The sequence below is a fragment of the Kitasatospora sp. NPDC048298 genome (assembly GCF_043201465.1).
GTDB lineage: Bacteria > Actinomycetota > Actinomycetes > Streptomycetales > Streptomycetaceae > Kitasatospora.
Window position 1 is genome coordinate 30,080 of the sequence record NZ_JBICYZ010000044.1, and the last position, 14,283, is coordinate 44,362.

Genomic DNA, 14,283 nt, shown 5'->3' on the forward strand with positions numbered 1-14,283 from the left:
CGAGCAGTATGGATCGGGGCGGCCCGCCGCGCAGCGGGTTCCGTAGGGGGTTCTCGGGAGGATCCCCGGGGGTTCCTCAGGCCCGGGAGTAGGTCCGGCCCTTCCACGCCGCGCCGCGGCCGCGCCAGTGCTGCACCGCCGAGTCCACCGTCATCAGCAGGTACAGCGCCGCGGTGAACGGCAGCAGCAGCACGGCCGCGGCCGGCTGCCCGTAGTACCGGACCATCGGCAGGTACGTGCCCGCCATCAGAGCCCACGCCGCCCCGCCCGCCGCGGCCACCGCGGGTGCTCCCGCCACCAGCCCGGCCACCGTCGCCACCGGCGGCACCAGGTACACCAGGGCCAGCCCCGACACCGTCCCGAGCAGCAGCAGCGGCGAGTGCCTGAGCTGGGCGTACGCGCTGCGCGACACCATCCGCCACAGCTGCTCCAGCCGCGGGTACGGGCGCACGCTGTCCACCTCGTCGGCCAGGCCGAGCCAGGTCCGACCGCCGGTGGACTTCACCGCCCGGGCCAGCGACACGTCGTCGATCACCGCACCGCGGATCGCCGCCACCCCGCCCGCCCGCTCCAGCGCCTCGCGCCGCACCAGCGAGCAGCCGCCGGCCGCGGCCGCCGTCCGGGCGCCCGGACGGTTGCTCCGGCGGAACGGGTACAGCTGGGCGAAGAAGTACACGAAGGCCGGCACGATCAGCCGCTCCCAGCCGGTCTCCACCCGCAGCCGGGCCATCTGGGACACCAGGTCCAGCCCGTTGCTCTCGGCGGCGGCCACCAGCTCGGCCAGCGAATCCGGGCCGTGCGCGATGTCGGCGTCAGTCAGCAGCAGGTACTCGACGTCCGGACCGGCCAGGGCCACGCCGTGCCGCAGCGCCCACAGCTTGCCGGTCCAGCCCGGCGGCAGCGGGGGAGGGGAGGTGACGGTCAGCTCCAGGCCGTCGATCGTCCGCAGCTCCGCCGCGAGTGCGCCGGTGCCGTCCGAACTGTGGTCGTCGACCAGGATCACCCGGGCCCGCCCCGGGTACTTCTGCGCGAGCAGCGTCGGCAGGCTCACCGGGAGCACCGACGCCTCGTCCCGGGCCGGCACCACGATCGCCGCCTGCGGCCAGCGGACCGGCGGGCGGTGCGGCGGCAGTCGAACGTCCGTGCGCCAGAACGAGCCGTGGCAGCACGCCAACCAGAGCCAGACCAGCAGGGAGAACGCGGCGATCCACAGCAGGACGGTCACCCCGGCAGTCTGCCGCAGAACGGGGCCCGGCGGGCGGATCGACTAAAGTCTTGACCCGTGAAGATCGCACTGATGGACTCCGGAATCGGCCTGCTGGCCGCCGCCGCCGCCCTTCGGAAGCTGCGCCCGGACGTGGATCTGGTGCTCTCTTCCAACCCGGCCTCGATGCCGTGGGGGCCTCGTACACCGGAAGAGGTCACCGAGCTGGCCCTCGGCTGCTGCCGGGCCGCCGCCGCCCTCGAGCCCGACGCGCTGGTGATCGCCTGCAACACCGCGTCCGTCCACGCGCTCGCCACCCTGCGGGACGAACTGGAGCCCGGGCTGCCGGTCATCGGCACCGTCCCGGCGATCAAGCCCGCCGCCGCGCGGGGTGGTCGGGTCGCCATCTGGGCCACCCCGGCCACCACCGGAAGCGCCTACCAGCGCGGGCTGATCCACGACTTCGGCGGTTCGGCGGACATCACCGAGGTCGCCTGCCCGGGCCTCGCGGACGCTGTCGAGCACGGCGACGACGAGGCCGTCACGGCCGCCATCGCCGACGCCGCCTCCCGCACGCCGGCCGGTACCGACGTGATCGTGCTCGGCTGCACCCACTACGAGCTCGTCGACGACCGCATCCGCGCCGCCGTGGCCCCGACCGCCTCCCCGGCGCTCGCCCTGTACGGCTCCGCCGACGCCGTCGCCGCCCAGGCCCTCCGCCGCGTCGCCGACCCCACCCGCACCGGCACCGGCACCCTCACCGTCCTCCACGCCGGCGCCCCCGCCACCCTCCCCCCGGCCGCCGCCCTCTACCCCCAGGGCAGCACCCTCGCCACCCTCATCGGCTGACCCGCCACAGAGGCCGACCAGCACGGGAAGTCGGCCCGACCGACTTCCCACGCCGAGTGCCCACCGCACCCGGCCCCTCGGTGGCGGCACGCGCGGGAAGTCGACTTGGCCGACTTCTCATGCGGCGTCTGCCCTCTCGGGGAAGTCTCTACGCGCATAGATTCGCCGCTTGCGGGCCCAGTTGTGCTGGTGTTGCACGGGAAGTCGACCTGTCCGACTTTCCGTGCGACCTGTGTGGTCCCCACCTCGCCCTGCATTGAACGACTGCCGCGCATGGGCCGTCGGTGCTGGCGTGCGCGAGAAGTCGACCTGGCCGACTTCTCGTGTGCCCGCCTGTGGGCCTGGTTTCTGGGGCGCTTTGGTTTCTCCAAAGGCCTGGGTTGTGATTGGTGGGCGCGAGAAGTCGACCCGGCCGACTTCTTGTGCGGGGGCCGGTGGATGGGCAATCGCGGCAGTGTCGACTTTTCGTGCGTGGTTGGTGCTCTGGCATTCCTGGTGGCAGGCGGGGGCTCGAGAAGTCCCCTGGTGCTGGGGGGAGGGGATCTACTTGCCGGCGGATCAGCCCGTGTGGTGCGCACAGGAAGTCGACCGGGTCGACTTCCTGTGCGGCGCGGGTGGGGTCGTCAGGCGACGGCTTGGCGGCGCCAGCGGCGGTAGGCGGGTTCCAGGCCGGAGAGGATCGTGTCGAAGCGGCGGGTGCTGGTGGTGGAGTCGACCTGGAGGCGGCTGATCTGGAGGGGGTGTGAGGGGAGGCGGGGGCCCAGGCGGTGGTCGGAGAGGAATCCGAGGCGGTAGCCGAGTTCCTGCAGGACGGTTTCAGCGCGGACGTCGTGGCCGCCGTCCGGGTAGGCGAAGGCGATCGGCGGTTCGCCCAGCCAGCGGGTGAGGGCCTCGTGGGCGCCGGTGATCTCGGTGCGCACGGTGTCGTCGTCGCAGCGCCCGAGGCAGGGGTGCCCCTGGGTGTGGTTGCCGATCGCGACGCCTCCGTCCCGCAGGGCGAGCAGGTCGGCCGGGGTCAGCTGTTCCTGTCGGGGCGGCCGGCGGTCGGCGCTGACCCGTAGCTCGTGCAGGCTGCGCCGGCGGTCCGGGTCCGGCATGGCCTTGAGTCGCGGGAGCAACTGGGAGGGGTGTCCGCAGTCGAGCGAGCGGGCCCGGCCCCCGTGCCGGGCGAGGAAGTCGGCCTCGTGCCACCAGAACGGCCGTTCGGTGCCGATGAGTTCCGAGATGACGAACGCGGTGGCCGGAATCCCCCGGGCGTCGAGGGCCGGCAGGGCGTGGGTGAGCACGCTCCGGTCGGCGTCGTCGAAGGTGACCAGGACGCTCCGGGGAGGCAGGGGCCGCCGCTCGGTCACGGCCTGGAGGACCGCGCCGAGCGAGACGGGTGTGGCGAGCCGCTGGAGACGGTCGAGCTGGGCGCCGAAGGAGCGGTGGTCGGTCACCCCGTGGTACGCGAGTACGGCCAGCCGTTGGGCGGCCCGGGCCCGGAACAGCGGCTGGACGGGGGCGAACCGCAGCCATTCGCCCCGAGCGTCCTGCTGTTCCGTGTCGACGGCTGTCCGGTGGCGGCCCCCGCCGTCCCGGCGCGCGCTGTCCCGATGCGTGCCGTCCCCGTGCACGCCGTCCCGGTGCGCGCCGTGGCGATGCTCGCCGTGAAGAAGCTCGCTGTGTGGATGCCCTCCGCGCGGATGCCCGCCGTGCGGGCGGTCCGCCGTGCAGGCGACGGGTGGAGGCAGCGCGCGCACGCCGGGTGCCGGCCGGGCGCGGGCCGTGGAGATCGATGTAGTGGACTGGGACTGCGGCACGGTTCCCCCTCGTTCGCCGAGCGGCGTGGCGGTACCGCCGGAGGACGGAGCCCGGCCTCCGACTCCAGGGGCGGCGGCTCCGCTCCTGGACTTTCCTGTTCTCGGTGGGGGGTTCACACCCGTCCCCCGAACGGCTCCTGGATCACTCAATGCCATTGAGACCGCTGCGTCGGACGGATGGTTGTGCCGGGGGGACGAGGATTTTTCGTGGACTGATTGTGGAGCTGGAATGCCCGTGCAGACGTCTCGGACACACTTCGCGGTGGCCCCGGCGAGCCCCTGACCTGCCCGAATCCTCCGGTCGCACAGTGCGTTCGAATGATCACTCCCTGCGGGCTGCCGCCCGCGCCGCCCCGGGGTACCTTGGGCTCATGGCAGATGCGGACCGTGACCCCTTCCACCTTCACGGGGCCTCCCGGATGGCTCGCGCGTGCAGTGGCGGAGCCCTGGTCACCCACCAGCTCCCGTTGACCCTGGTGGGCCTGGCCTGCCTGGCGCTCGGTATCGTCGTGGCCGTGTTCGTGCCGGACAGTGACGGGCCGGCCTGGGCGATGGCGGTGGCCGGCTGCCTGGCCGCCGGAGTCCTGCTGCTCGGCCGGATCGCCTTCGGCGTGTTGCGTGACCGGCGCCGCGCCGCGCTCTGAGAACACCCCGGCCGGGTACCGGCCGTTCGGTGGGCGAGTTCCCCCGGCCGTCGCCCCCACCTCGTAGCGTCGATCGCCCTCGGCATTCCGAAACGGCGGATCGAGCGAAATTGGTCAGACCGACTGAATATCGTCCAGTCGGACAATCGTGGACCCTCTTCTTTCCCCATTCCCGGAACGGCGGCCACGTCCCGCCTCTACTGTGAATGCGTTCTTCCGGCTCGAGGCGCCGCGGAGGGGGAGCGATGGGCGGTAGACCGGACCGTGCCGTGGCCACCTCATGAGACGCGTCGGCGACCTCGCCGTCATCGCCCTGGCCGCGATCGTCGCGCTGCCGCTGGCCCTGCTGATCGCCGTCCTGCTCCGCCGCACCACCGGCGGCCGGGTCCTCCAGCGGCAGACCAGGACCGGCCGGCACGGCCGCGAGTTCCAGATCCTGCGCTTCCGGACCGACGGGGACGACCGGCTCGCCGTCCTGCTGCGCCGCACGGGCCTGGACGAGCTGCCGCGGCTGTGGAACGTGGCGCGCGGCGAGATGGGGGTCATCGGGCCGCGGCCGGCCGGCCCCGAGCAGGTGGGGCGCTACTCCCGCCGCGAGCGCGGCCGACTCGCGGTCCGGCCCGGCCTCACCGGCTGGGCCCAGCTGCACGCGCTGAGCCGCAGCCGGACGCCCCGCCCGCTCAGCCGCCCCGAGTGGGCCGAGCTCGACCTCTGGTACGTGGAGCACCGATCGCTCGGGCTCGACCTGCACATCCTCGGGCTCACCGTGCTCGCCCTGCTGCGGCCCGACACCGACCGGGCGCTCCGGGTCGGCCCTGAACCGCCCCGCTAGGCTGCGCCCCATGGCCATTCCCCCCTTCCTCGCCGAACTCCGCGCAGTCGTGGGCACCCGTCCGCTCTGGCTGAGCGCCGTCGTCGCCGTCGTGCTGGACGACCGTGACCGGGTGCTGCTCGCCCGCCGAGCCGACGACGGCCGATGGGCTCCGGTCGGCGGCATCCTCGACCCCGGCGAGCAGCCCGCCGACGGCGTGGTGCGCGAGTGCGAGGAGGAGACCGGGGTGGTGGTCGTGCCCGAGCTGCTCGCCTCCGTCACGGTCTCGCCGCAGGTCACGTACCCGAACGGCGATGTGACGCAGTACCTGGTGCTGACCTTCCGCTGCCGCGCGGTCGGCGGTGAGGCGCGGGTGAACGACGACGAGTCGCTGGAGGTCGGCTGGTTCGGGCTGGACGAGCTGCCGCCGATGATCGAGAGCGAGCACGAGCGGCTGCGCCACGCGCTGGAGTGCGAGGGCCCGGCGGTCTTCACCTGGGAGGGCAAGGAGCGCCCCTGAGCCCGCGCCCCGCGCCACATCTGCCACACCTGCCCGCCCACGGCCGAGCCCGCCCACACCCCCGAGCCCGCCCACGCCGTTCAGCCCTTGTACTGCCGGTAGGCCTCCTCCGCCGCGTCCAGCACCGCGGCCAGGTCCCCGCCCGCGGTGGCGGTCGCGGCGGCGGCCACCGCGCCCTCGACGAACGGCGCGTTGGCGAACCGGACCGGGAACGGCAGCCCGTGCTCGTCCGCCTCGGACAGCAGCGCGCGGACGGTGGTGACCGCCCGGCCCAGGTCCGCGAGCACCACCACGCCGTGGCCCTGGTCCACCCGGCGGGTCGCGGCGGCGACCAGGACCGCGCTGATGCCCGGCCCGTCCGATGGGTCGCCGCCGGTCGCCGCGATCGGCGCGGGGGAGTCGGATCCGGTCAACACCAGCGCGAGGGAGCGTACGGCGGTGGCCAGTTCCTGGCTGTGCGAGACCAGGACGATCCCGACCCGTCCGTGCGCGGCGGGCCGGGCGGGGGTCGGCCGGGGCAGCGGGGTGCGCGAGGGGGGCGTACGGGGTGCCGGGGGATGGGCCGAGGGGGCGTCGGAGATGGGGATGACGTCGGCGCGGGTGCCGTCCCGGCGGCTCATCGGCTGCTCCCTTGAGCGGATCGGTGGGTGGAACGTTCGGGCCGTCAGACAGCTCGGACCATCAGACAGTTCGGGCTATCGGACAGTTCGGACCATCAGACAAAGCGTTCGAATCCAGTATTCGGGCCCGACGGCTCGGTGGGACAGCACGGCGGCGGCCCGGCCTCCATGGAACCGCCGACGGCCTCCGGGTTCCCCGGGGCCCCGGGCCGGGAAGGCCGTCGGGCGGCGCCCTGGCAGCACTCTGGCAGCTGCCCGCCGCCCCCGCCGGTCGGGACACGCCTCGACCCCTCCTCCGGCCGTGCCCGTCCCCGCTCGGGGGAGTCCTCGTCAACCCGCTGACCGGGGCCGGGCGGTGTGGCTAGGCTGGCTCCGGAATGCCGTCGGGAGGAGATCGGTCAAGTGGGATCCAACAGCGGGACGGACACGGAGGCCGGCGTGGCGCAGCCGGAGCTGGCGCGGAACGGGAAGCCCAAGGTGGACTTCACCGGCGCGGAGTGGCTGTGCAGCAGTCAGGGCGTCGGGGACGTGCAGATCGCCTTCGTGGACGGGTACATCGGGATGCGGGACGGCCGCCAGGAGAACGGGCCGGTCCTGGTCTTCACGCCGGGCGAGTGGCGGGCCTTCGTGCTCGGCGCCCGGGACGGCGAGTTCGACCTCACCTGAGGCGGCGCGCCGGGCCGTTCACGGCGGGAGCGGACCCCCGACCGACGGGGGTCCGCTCCGCAGGCGATCTTTCGGGTCCGAACATCACAAGTGATGATCCATTGAGCGTGCCACGTCATAATTTCTGTTGACTGTTAGACAAACGCAGCTCAGAGTAAGAGCACAGGCAGACGCCGTGCCCACCGCCCCCACGCGGCCAGACACGGCGCCTGCTGTGCGGCCCGGCAGTTGCCAGGCCATCCTCCCAGTCATCCCCTGCGCACCGGGGGTGCGTCGGCCGGTCCCGGCCCCACGATGAGGCCGGCAGTCGCCGGGAGGTTTGGCGCCGAAGCCGAGAGCGACTCGGATAGCGGCACCGGTGCTCGGGACCCGCACGCCCCCACGCGGCGGCGTCCCGAGCAGATCCACGGGAGCGACGGGCCGGGGCCCCGCGGATCTGGCTTGTGGTGCATGGAACTGTTGGCTTGTGTTTGTGCTGTGTGCGACGACGAAGCTGGGTGCTCGGCAGTTCTGCACGACAAGTGCACGGTGAGGGAAACGCGTGTAGGGCCGCGTTGCGACATACCGTCCCCCCGGAGGGTGAAACCCGGAACGGCTGTCGTGCTGAACCGAACGTAGCCCGGACGGTTGCTCAGAGTCAACATTGGTCTCTGAGCGTCGATCTCCCGGCCGCCCCTCGGCGGTGCCCCACCCACCTCGCGAGCGTGGTGTGCCGGGCACGTACGATGTTCCCATGTCTTTTCTCCGCCGTCGCTCCGGACAGCCCGCCGGCCCGGACTTCGACGTGCTCGCGATGGACCCGGGCGACTGGCCCGGTGACTTCGGTGCGGCCATGATGACCGGCCCGGACGGCTCCTGCCAGGGGATTTTCCTGCGCTACGACCTGTTCGGCGGCAGAGGCCCGGCGATGTTCATCGGCAACCTCCCCGAGGGTTCGCCCGCCCGGGAGACCGGCGACGACGTGCCGTTCGAGGTGCGTCAGCTGCTCGCGGCGCTGGAGAACGACGAGCCGGTCGAGTTCGTCTCGGCCGAGGACTTCCCGGTCATGCTCGGGGACGACCTGCTGATCGTGAAGAAGGTCAAGGTCAGCGAGGAACGCGTGTTCTGCGCCCAGTTCGGCCGCAGCGACGGCGTCCTGGTCACCATCGCCTCCTGGGACCGACCGATTTCGGACGACCTGTATCAGCTGCTGAAGCCGCTCCCGGCGGACATGTTCCAGCAGGGCTGATCCCGGCGGAGCCGCCCGGCTCCAGCCGACTCCGACCGGCTCCAGCCGACTCCGACCGGCTCCGACCGGCTCCGCCCGGGGGCCGGACGCCGCTTGACGGTATCGATCAACGGTTCGTACAGTCGCGAACATGCCGTGCCGTCTTCCGCTGCTGACCCGTCGCAGGCATCTGGACCTGCGGCGGACCGCCAGCGCGGCGTGTCCGGGCCGCTGAGGGGGATTCCTCCCCCGGCGGCGGGCGGTCGGCCGGGTTGTCCGGTCGGCGCCGAAACCAGGGGCGGCCGTGAGTCGGCCTCCGGGGCCGCCGATCGGTACCGCGCGCCCGTACGGCGTGCCGCCCGCATTCGCCGAGCCCACGCTGCCCGCCCGGAGGCACAGCACCATGACGACCCGCGCCGCCAACCGTTCGACCGCCGATCGTTCGTCCGGGGACCGCGTGTCCGCCGAGCGCTCCGCCGACGGCCGCTCCACCGAGGACTGCTCCGCCGGCGACCGTTCGCCCGGGAGCGCTCCGGCCACGACGGCCTCCGCCGGGCGCCGCTCCCGGACCGTCGCTCCGTCGGCGGATTCCGACCGGTCCGAATCCGGCCATCTCGAATCCACCGGTTCCACACCCACCCGTTCCGCGTCCGCCGGCACCGCCGACCGCGTGCCCGACCGCACCGCGATCCGGACCGCCCTCGCCGGGCTGCCCCGGGTGGTCGACCTGCTGGCGGCCCGCGCAGAGGAGCACGACCGCGACGCGACCTTCCCGTACCAGGGGATCGAGGCGGTCCACGAGGCCGGACTGCTCACCCTCACCGTCTCCGCGCGGTACGGCGGCCCGGGCGGAACGCTCGCCGACACCGTCCGGGTGCTCTCCCAACTCGGCCGCGGGGACGCCTCGGTGGCCGTGGTCACCGCCTTCACCCTGCTCCGGCACGCCGAGCAAGCCCGTCGCGCCGACTGGCCGACGGCCGGCTATCGGCGGCTGCTCGCCGAGTCCCGGCGCGGCCCGGTCCTGGTCAACACACTGCGGGCCGAGCCCGGCACCGGGGTGGGCGAACTGCCCGCGACGGTCGCCCGCCGGGACGGTGACGACTGGCTGCTGACGGGCCGTAAGACCTACTGCGCCGGCGCCGAGGCGCTCGCCTGGATGGCGGTCACCGCACGGACCGACGACGAGGAGCCGAGGATCGGCACCTTCCTGGTCCGCGGCGAGAGCGAGGGTCTGGAGATCGACCCGACCTGGGACCAGCTCGGCCTGCGGGCCAGCGCCAGTCACGACGTCGTGCTGGACGGGGTCCGGGTGCCGGGCGACCTCGCGCTCGGCCTGACGGCCGGTCGCCGGACGGGCCGTCAGGGAGCCGGTGCCGGGGTCGAATCGTCCCGGGCCTCCGAAGCGTCCCGAGTCTCCGAAGCGTCCGAGCCCTCCGAGGCCGAACTCTCCCGCGCCTGGCACGACCTGGCCCTCTCCGCGGTGGCGATCGGCGTCGCCCGGGCCGCCGAGGCCTGGCTGATCCGCTTCCTCAGCCAGCGCACCCCGGCCAACCTGACCGAGCCGCTCGGCACCCTGCCCCGCTACCGGACCGCCCTCGGCGAGATCGAGGCCCAGCTGATCGGTGCCGAGGAACTGGTCGAGGGCCTGGCCCCCCGGGTGGACCGGGGCGAGCCGGAGGCCGTCGCCCGCACCGGACCGGCCCACCTGCTGGCCACCCGGGCCGCGACGGCGGTGGTCCAGCAGGCCGTCGCCCTCACCGGCAGCCCCGGCCTGAGCCGGCGCCACCCGCTGGAGCGCTACCTGCGGGACGTGCTCAGCAGCCGGGTGCACCTGGCGCCGGACGAGACCGTGCTGGAGGCCGCCGGCCGGGCCGCCCTGGAACGGGGCGCCCGGCCGTGAGGCCTTGAGCCGCGGGACCGTCGTCGGACCCCCGCGGCTCAGCGGGGGTCCGACCGTGGCTCAGCGGGTCCCGACCGCGGCGCGGACGGCGCGGCGGGCGAGCGCCGCGTCGTCGTAGAGCCGGCGGATCATGATCCGCTGCTCCTCGCCGGCGCCCGGCACGTCGTACAGCCGGATCTCCCGCATCAGCACCAGCACCAGGTTCACCAGGAAGGCGTCCCGGGCCATCGTGCCGCCGCTCTGGGCGAGTTGGCTGATCTGGCGGCGTGCCGCGGTGTCCCCGGACAGGACGCTCCAGAGCACCGCCAGGTCGTAGCCGGGCAGGTACCAGCCGGCCTGCTCCCAGTCGACCAGCACCGGTCCTGACGGCGCCAGCAGCATGTTGCTGAGCAGGGCGTCGCCGTGGCAGAGCTGGAGCGGGGTGTTGCCGAGGCCGTGCAGCAGGCCGCGCAGGTCGCCGGCGTCCCGGTCGGTGAGCTGGCCCACCGAGTGGTAGCGGGCGATCTCCAACTGGTAGTCCAGGCGCGGCTGGAAGACGTCGGTCGGCGGCCGCCACAGGTTGAGCGTGCGGACCGCGGTGAGCAGTGCCCGCACCTCGCCCGGGGTGGGCGCGTTGACCGGGTGGCGCTCGCGGGCCGCCGGGCGCCCCGGGACGCGCTCCATGACCAGCACGCACCGGTCGTGGTCGGCCGCCACCAGCCGGGGCAGCCGCACCGGCGGACGGTGCCGGACGAACGCCCGGTAGACCGCCACCTCGTGGTGGAAGTCGGCCACCAACTGCTCGAAGTACTCACTCCGCACCGCCTGCGGCGCCAGGCACTTGGCGACCACCGGAGCCCGCCCGATGGTGCCCGCCACCAGGATGTGGCGGCTGCCCTCGCGCAGGACCTGGCGCGGGGTGAACGCGGGACATATCCGCGCGACACTGGCGAGCGCCGCCCGGACCGCCGGGGTCTGGAGCGCCGAGGGGTCGATCCGCTCCGGGCCGCCGGGCTGGACGGGCCGTCGGGCCCGCAGCACCTGGCCGTCGGCCTGTCGGGCCAGCGGCATCCGGCCACCGGCCGGCATGCCCGTGTCGGGGCCGCGCAGGCCCAGCGCGGTGCGGCCGGCGGGGCCCAGCGCCGTACGGCCGGTCGGGACGACCCGGGTGTCCGTGGCCCGGCCCTCGGTGCCGCGCGGAGCCGATGGGCGGCTCGCCGGGGGCACCACCCTGGGGCCGGTGCGGCCGGCGGCTGCGGCGGGGGGGCGCAGCGCGGGGCGGGCCGCGGTGGGCGTGGGGGTCGTCGCTGAGGAGTACATGGGCTGAGGGTGGTCCCTTCCGGTCCGTCGGCGGGTGCTGCCCCGCGGGGGCGGGGGAGGGCCGGTGCCGTGTGCTTCCTGGCGTGACGGCGGCCCTGCGGGTGGTGCGGTACGTCGTGGGGTGCGGTGCTTCACGCGTACGTCGTGCGGTGGGTGGTGCGCGGGCGCCGGGCACGGACGCGGGGTGGGAACCCCTGTTCGGCGGTGTTGTTCCGGCCGTCCGCACCCTGGGGAATGCGGTCGGCCGGACTGCCGTGGCCGTGCCCGGCGCTCCCGCGCCACCCGGCCGCGCCACCCCCTCGGGTGAGGACCGGGAGCGCCCCGTGCCACCGTCGGGGGACAGTCCCGACGCTGGTGGGACGCCGCCCGACCCGGGGGCGAGGTGGCGCACCCCTACAACACACCCGTCGGGCACTGGCTTTGTAGTCTGGCGGGCCCTGGCGAACGGTGGCGAATGCTCGCCCGGTGCTCGCCGGAGCCTCTAGCCTCGGATCAGCCGAGGAACCTGGGGGCTTCGTTGAGTAGGGAACCCAACACCCGACTGGCCGATCTGTTCGTCCTGACCGGATGGTCGAAGGGCGAGCTGGCGCGGCTGGTCAACCGTCGGGGTGCCGCGATGGGGCAGCTGCAGCTGTCCACCGACACGTCGAGGGTACGGCGTTGGATCGAGCAGGGGGAGATCCCGCGCGATCCGGTGCCGAGGGTGCTGGCGGCCGTGTTCACGGAGCGGCTCGGACGTGTCGTCACCACTGAGGACCTCGGTCTGGAACGACACCGGCCCACCAGGTCCGGGGCGGACGCGTCCGCAGCAGTGCCATGGTCGCCGGATCGAACAGCCGCGGTCCTCACCGAGTTCACGGGAATGGACCTCATGCTGAACCGACGTGGATTGGTGGGTGCCGGAGCGGCGCTCACGGCCGGGGCGGTCATCGCCGACTCGCTGAAGGGCTGGTTGTCCGGGGACGCGGTCGCGTACGCGGCCTCCGTCCCCGGGCCACGACAGGTGGTCACCGGGAGCGGAGTGCACCCGGCGGTGGACGTGTACGACGCGGGCCCGGTCGGGCTCGACGAGGTGGAGTCGCTGGAGCATTCGGTACAGGTGTTCCGGGCCTGGGACGCGGCCCGCGGCGGCGGCTTGCAGCGCAAGGCGGTGGTCGGTCAACTGAACGAGGTCGGCGGCCTGTTGACACACCGGCACGCACCCGCCGTGGAGCAGCGGTTGTGGCTGGTCGCGGCCAACCTGGCGGTGCTGGCGGGCTGGATGTCGCACGACGTGGGCCTGGAGCCCACCGCCCAGAAGTACTTCATGATCGCGGCCGACGCGGCCAAGGAGGCCGGCGACCGGCCGAGGGCCGGCGAGGCGATCTCCCGGGCCGCACGGCAGATGGTGCACCTGGGCCGGGCCGACGACGCGCTCGAACTGATGGCGGCGGCCAAGGCGACCGGTGGGCGGCCGGCGCCCGGAACGCGCGCCATGCTCAACACCGTCGAGGCGTGGGCGCACGCCTCGATCGGGCACTCCCAGGACACCTACCGGCTGCTCGGGGAGGCCGAGGAGCTGTTCGGCGAGGAGGCGCCGGAGCCACCGCCCTCGTGGATGCAGGTGTTCGACGAGGCGGAACTGCGCGGCATGCAGGCCCTGGTGCTGCGCACGCTCTCCGAGCACGACCCGGGGGCGGCTCCCGAGGCCCGTCGGCACGCGGAGCGGGTGATCACGCTGCGGGAGGGCACCGGGCAGTTGCGGTCGGCGCTGTTCGACCGGATCACCCTGGCCTCGGTGCACCTGATCACCGGCGAGCCGGACGCGGCGCAGTTCCAGGCCAAGATGGTGATGAACCTGATCGGCCAGAACTCCTCGCACCGGACCTGGGACCGGCTGCGCGAGATGTACCGGCTGACCGCGCAGTATCGGGGGCTGCCGGTGGTGGACGAGCTGCGGGAGGAACTGGGCCGGGCGCTGCGGACGGCGGACGCCAAGAACCGGCCGCGGCTGACCTGACGGGCCGACGGGGGAGCCCCGGGCGTGCGGGCCCGGGAGCGAGTGGCTCCGGGGGTGCGTGCCTGGGGGGTGCGTGCCCGGGGGTGCTGCCCGGGACGGGGCGTCGGCTCAGGCCGGCGGGGCCGGGCGGAGCAGCATGTACAGCGCGACGACGGTGCCGTCCGTGCCGAGGACGGGCTCGCCCGCGCACTCGACGCCGTCGTGCCGCCCGTCGGGGCGGCGGATCCGCAGGGTGCCGGCGGCGTGGCGGCCGTGCACCAGGGCGTCGGTCATCATCCGCCGCAGCAGCGGCCGGTCCGCCTCGGGGAGGCGGTCGGGCAGCCGGTCGAGGCTGAGCGGGCCGTGGGCCGGATCGCAGCCGAGGAGGAGGTACGTCTCCTGGCTCCAGCGGACCCCGTCGGTCAGCAGGTCCCATTCGGCGGAGCCGAGCAGGCCGTCGTCGATCCCGTGGTGGTCGCCGCCGTCGCCGAGGTACGGGCCGGACGGCTCCTGTGCCGTGCCGTCCACTCTGCCGTCCGTTCCGCTGTCGGTGTCACCCGTGCCGTCGCCGCCGCCCGCGTCGGCCGCGGTGCCGCGGCCGACGCCCGGCGCGCCGCTCCCGCCCGTCGGGGCGCCGTCCACCGTGGCGGCTCCCGGCGGGCGGGTGGCGCCTAAGGGCATGGTCATGGCGGACCCATCGCTCGGGTGCGGCCCGCGGCGGGCGGGTCGTTCGGACAGTGAGGAAACTGTCGCACAGCGTCGTCACCCGTGTGGGCGATTTGG

The 14,283-nt window shown here is 74.0% G+C and carries 14 protein-coding genes; 9 read left to right on the forward strand and 5 right to left on the reverse strand.

Annotated features, from left to right (window positions below; all coding sequences use genetic code 11):
• Positions 1-76 precede the first annotated feature (76 nt).
• Positions 77-1,225, reverse strand: coding sequence for a glycosyltransferase (locus ACGF0D_RS28360; RefSeq protein WP_392921022.1), 1,149 nt, complete (start codon positions 1,223-1,225; stop codon positions 77-79).
• Between the two features lie 57 nt (positions 1,226-1,282).
• On the opposite strand from ACGF0D_RS28360, the gene ACGF0D_RS28365 reads away from it, so the two are divergent.
• Positions 1,283-2,053, forward strand: coding sequence for a glutamate racemase (locus ACGF0D_RS28365; protein ID WP_392921024.1), 771 nt, complete (start codon positions 1,283-1,285; stop codon positions 2,051-2,053).
• A gap of 623 nt (positions 2,054-2,676) precedes the next feature.
• Here ACGF0D_RS28365 and ACGF0D_RS28370 read toward each other — a convergent pair.
• Complete coding sequence (locus ACGF0D_RS28370; protein WP_392921026.1) at positions 2,677-3,669, reverse strand: polysaccharide deacetylase family protein; 993 nt, start codon at positions 3,667-3,669, stop codon at positions 2,677-2,679.
• Positions 3,670-4,226: 557 nt separating this feature from the next.
• On the opposite strand from ACGF0D_RS28370, the gene ACGF0D_RS28375 reads away from it, so the two are divergent.
• The 3 genes from ACGF0D_RS28375 to ACGF0D_RS28385 all read left to right on the forward strand — a co-directional run bounded on the left by ACGF0D_RS28375 (position 4,227) and on the right by ACGF0D_RS28385 (position 5,830).
• The gene (locus ACGF0D_RS28375; protein WP_392883918.1) at positions 4,227-4,499 is read left to right on the forward strand and encodes a hypothetical protein; all 273 of its coding nucleotides are present in this window, start codon (positions 4,227-4,229) and stop codon (positions 4,497-4,499) included.
• Between the two features lie 280 nt (positions 4,500-4,779).
• On the forward strand, positions 4,780-5,331 hold the full coding sequence (locus ACGF0D_RS28380) for a sugar transferase (RefSeq protein ID WP_392921028.1): 552 nt from the start codon (positions 4,780-4,782) through the stop codon (positions 5,329-5,331).
• A 10-nt stretch (positions 5,332-5,341) separates the two neighbouring features.
• Positions 5,342-5,830, forward strand: a complete 489-nt coding sequence (locus ACGF0D_RS28385) for an NUDIX domain-containing protein (protein ID WP_355260830.1) — start codon at positions 5,342-5,344, stop codon at positions 5,828-5,830.
• An 80-nt stretch (positions 5,831-5,910) separates the two neighbouring features.
• Here ACGF0D_RS28385 and ACGF0D_RS28390 read toward each other — a convergent pair whose 3' ends face one another.
• Complete coding sequence (locus tag ACGF0D_RS28390) at positions 5,911-6,450, reverse strand: PTS-dependent dihydroxyacetone kinase phosphotransferase subunit DhaM (protein WP_392883915.1); 540 nt, start codon at positions 6,448-6,450, stop codon at positions 5,911-5,913.
• A 438-nt stretch (positions 6,451-6,888) separates the two neighbouring features.
• On the opposite strand from ACGF0D_RS28390, the gene ACGF0D_RS28395 reads away from it, so the two are divergent.
• The 4 genes from ACGF0D_RS28395 (at position 6,889) to ACGF0D_RS28410 (ending at position 10,223) form a co-directional block, all read left to right on the forward strand.
• The gene (locus ACGF0D_RS28395; protein WP_392883967.1) at positions 6,889-7,116 is read left to right on the forward strand and encodes a DUF397 domain-containing protein; all 228 of its coding nucleotides are present in this window, start codon (positions 6,889-6,891) and stop codon (positions 7,114-7,116) included.
• 733 nt (positions 7,117-7,849) lie between these two features.
• The gene (locus ACGF0D_RS28400) at positions 7,850-8,344 is read left to right on the forward strand and encodes a hypothetical protein (protein ID WP_030058989.1); all 495 of its coding nucleotides are present in this window, start codon (positions 7,850-7,852) and stop codon (positions 8,342-8,344) included.
• Positions 8,345-8,474: 130 nt separating this feature from the next.
• Positions 8,475-8,558 (forward strand): putative leader peptide, encoded by an 84-nt coding sequence (locus ACGF0D_RS28405; RefSeq protein WP_350526312.1) that lies wholly within the window; start codon positions 8,475-8,477, stop codon positions 8,556-8,558.
• A 168-nt stretch (positions 8,559-8,726) separates the two neighbouring features.
• Positions 8,727-10,223: an acyl-CoA dehydrogenase family protein gene (locus ACGF0D_RS28410; RefSeq protein ID WP_392921030.1), complete on the forward strand. Its 1,497-nt coding sequence runs from the start codon at positions 8,727-8,729 to the stop codon at positions 10,221-10,223.
• Between the two features lie 60 nt (positions 10,224-10,283).
• On the opposite strand, the gene ACGF0D_RS28415 is transcribed toward ACGF0D_RS28410, so the two are convergent.
• A complete protein-coding gene (locus ACGF0D_RS28415) occupies positions 10,284-11,291 on the reverse strand; it encodes an aminoglycoside phosphotransferase family protein (RefSeq protein ID WP_392921060.1) in 1,008 nt (335 codons plus the stop codon).
• Between the two features lie 748 nt (positions 11,292-12,039).
• On the opposite strand from ACGF0D_RS28415, the gene ACGF0D_RS28420 reads away from it, so the two are divergent.
• Complete coding sequence (locus ACGF0D_RS28420) at positions 12,040-13,521, forward strand: hypothetical protein (RefSeq protein WP_392883912.1); 1,482 nt, start codon at positions 12,040-12,042, stop codon at positions 13,519-13,521.
• 108 nt (positions 13,522-13,629) lie between these two features.
• On the opposite strand, the gene ACGF0D_RS28425 is transcribed toward ACGF0D_RS28420, so the two are convergent.
• Positions 13,630-14,187 carry a PAS domain-containing protein gene (locus ACGF0D_RS28425; protein WP_392921031.1) on the reverse strand — a complete coding sequence of 186 codons (558 nt, stop codon included), beginning with the start codon at positions 14,185-14,187 and terminating at the stop codon, positions 13,630-13,632.
• Between the last annotated feature and the right edge of the window lie 96 nt (positions 14,188-14,283).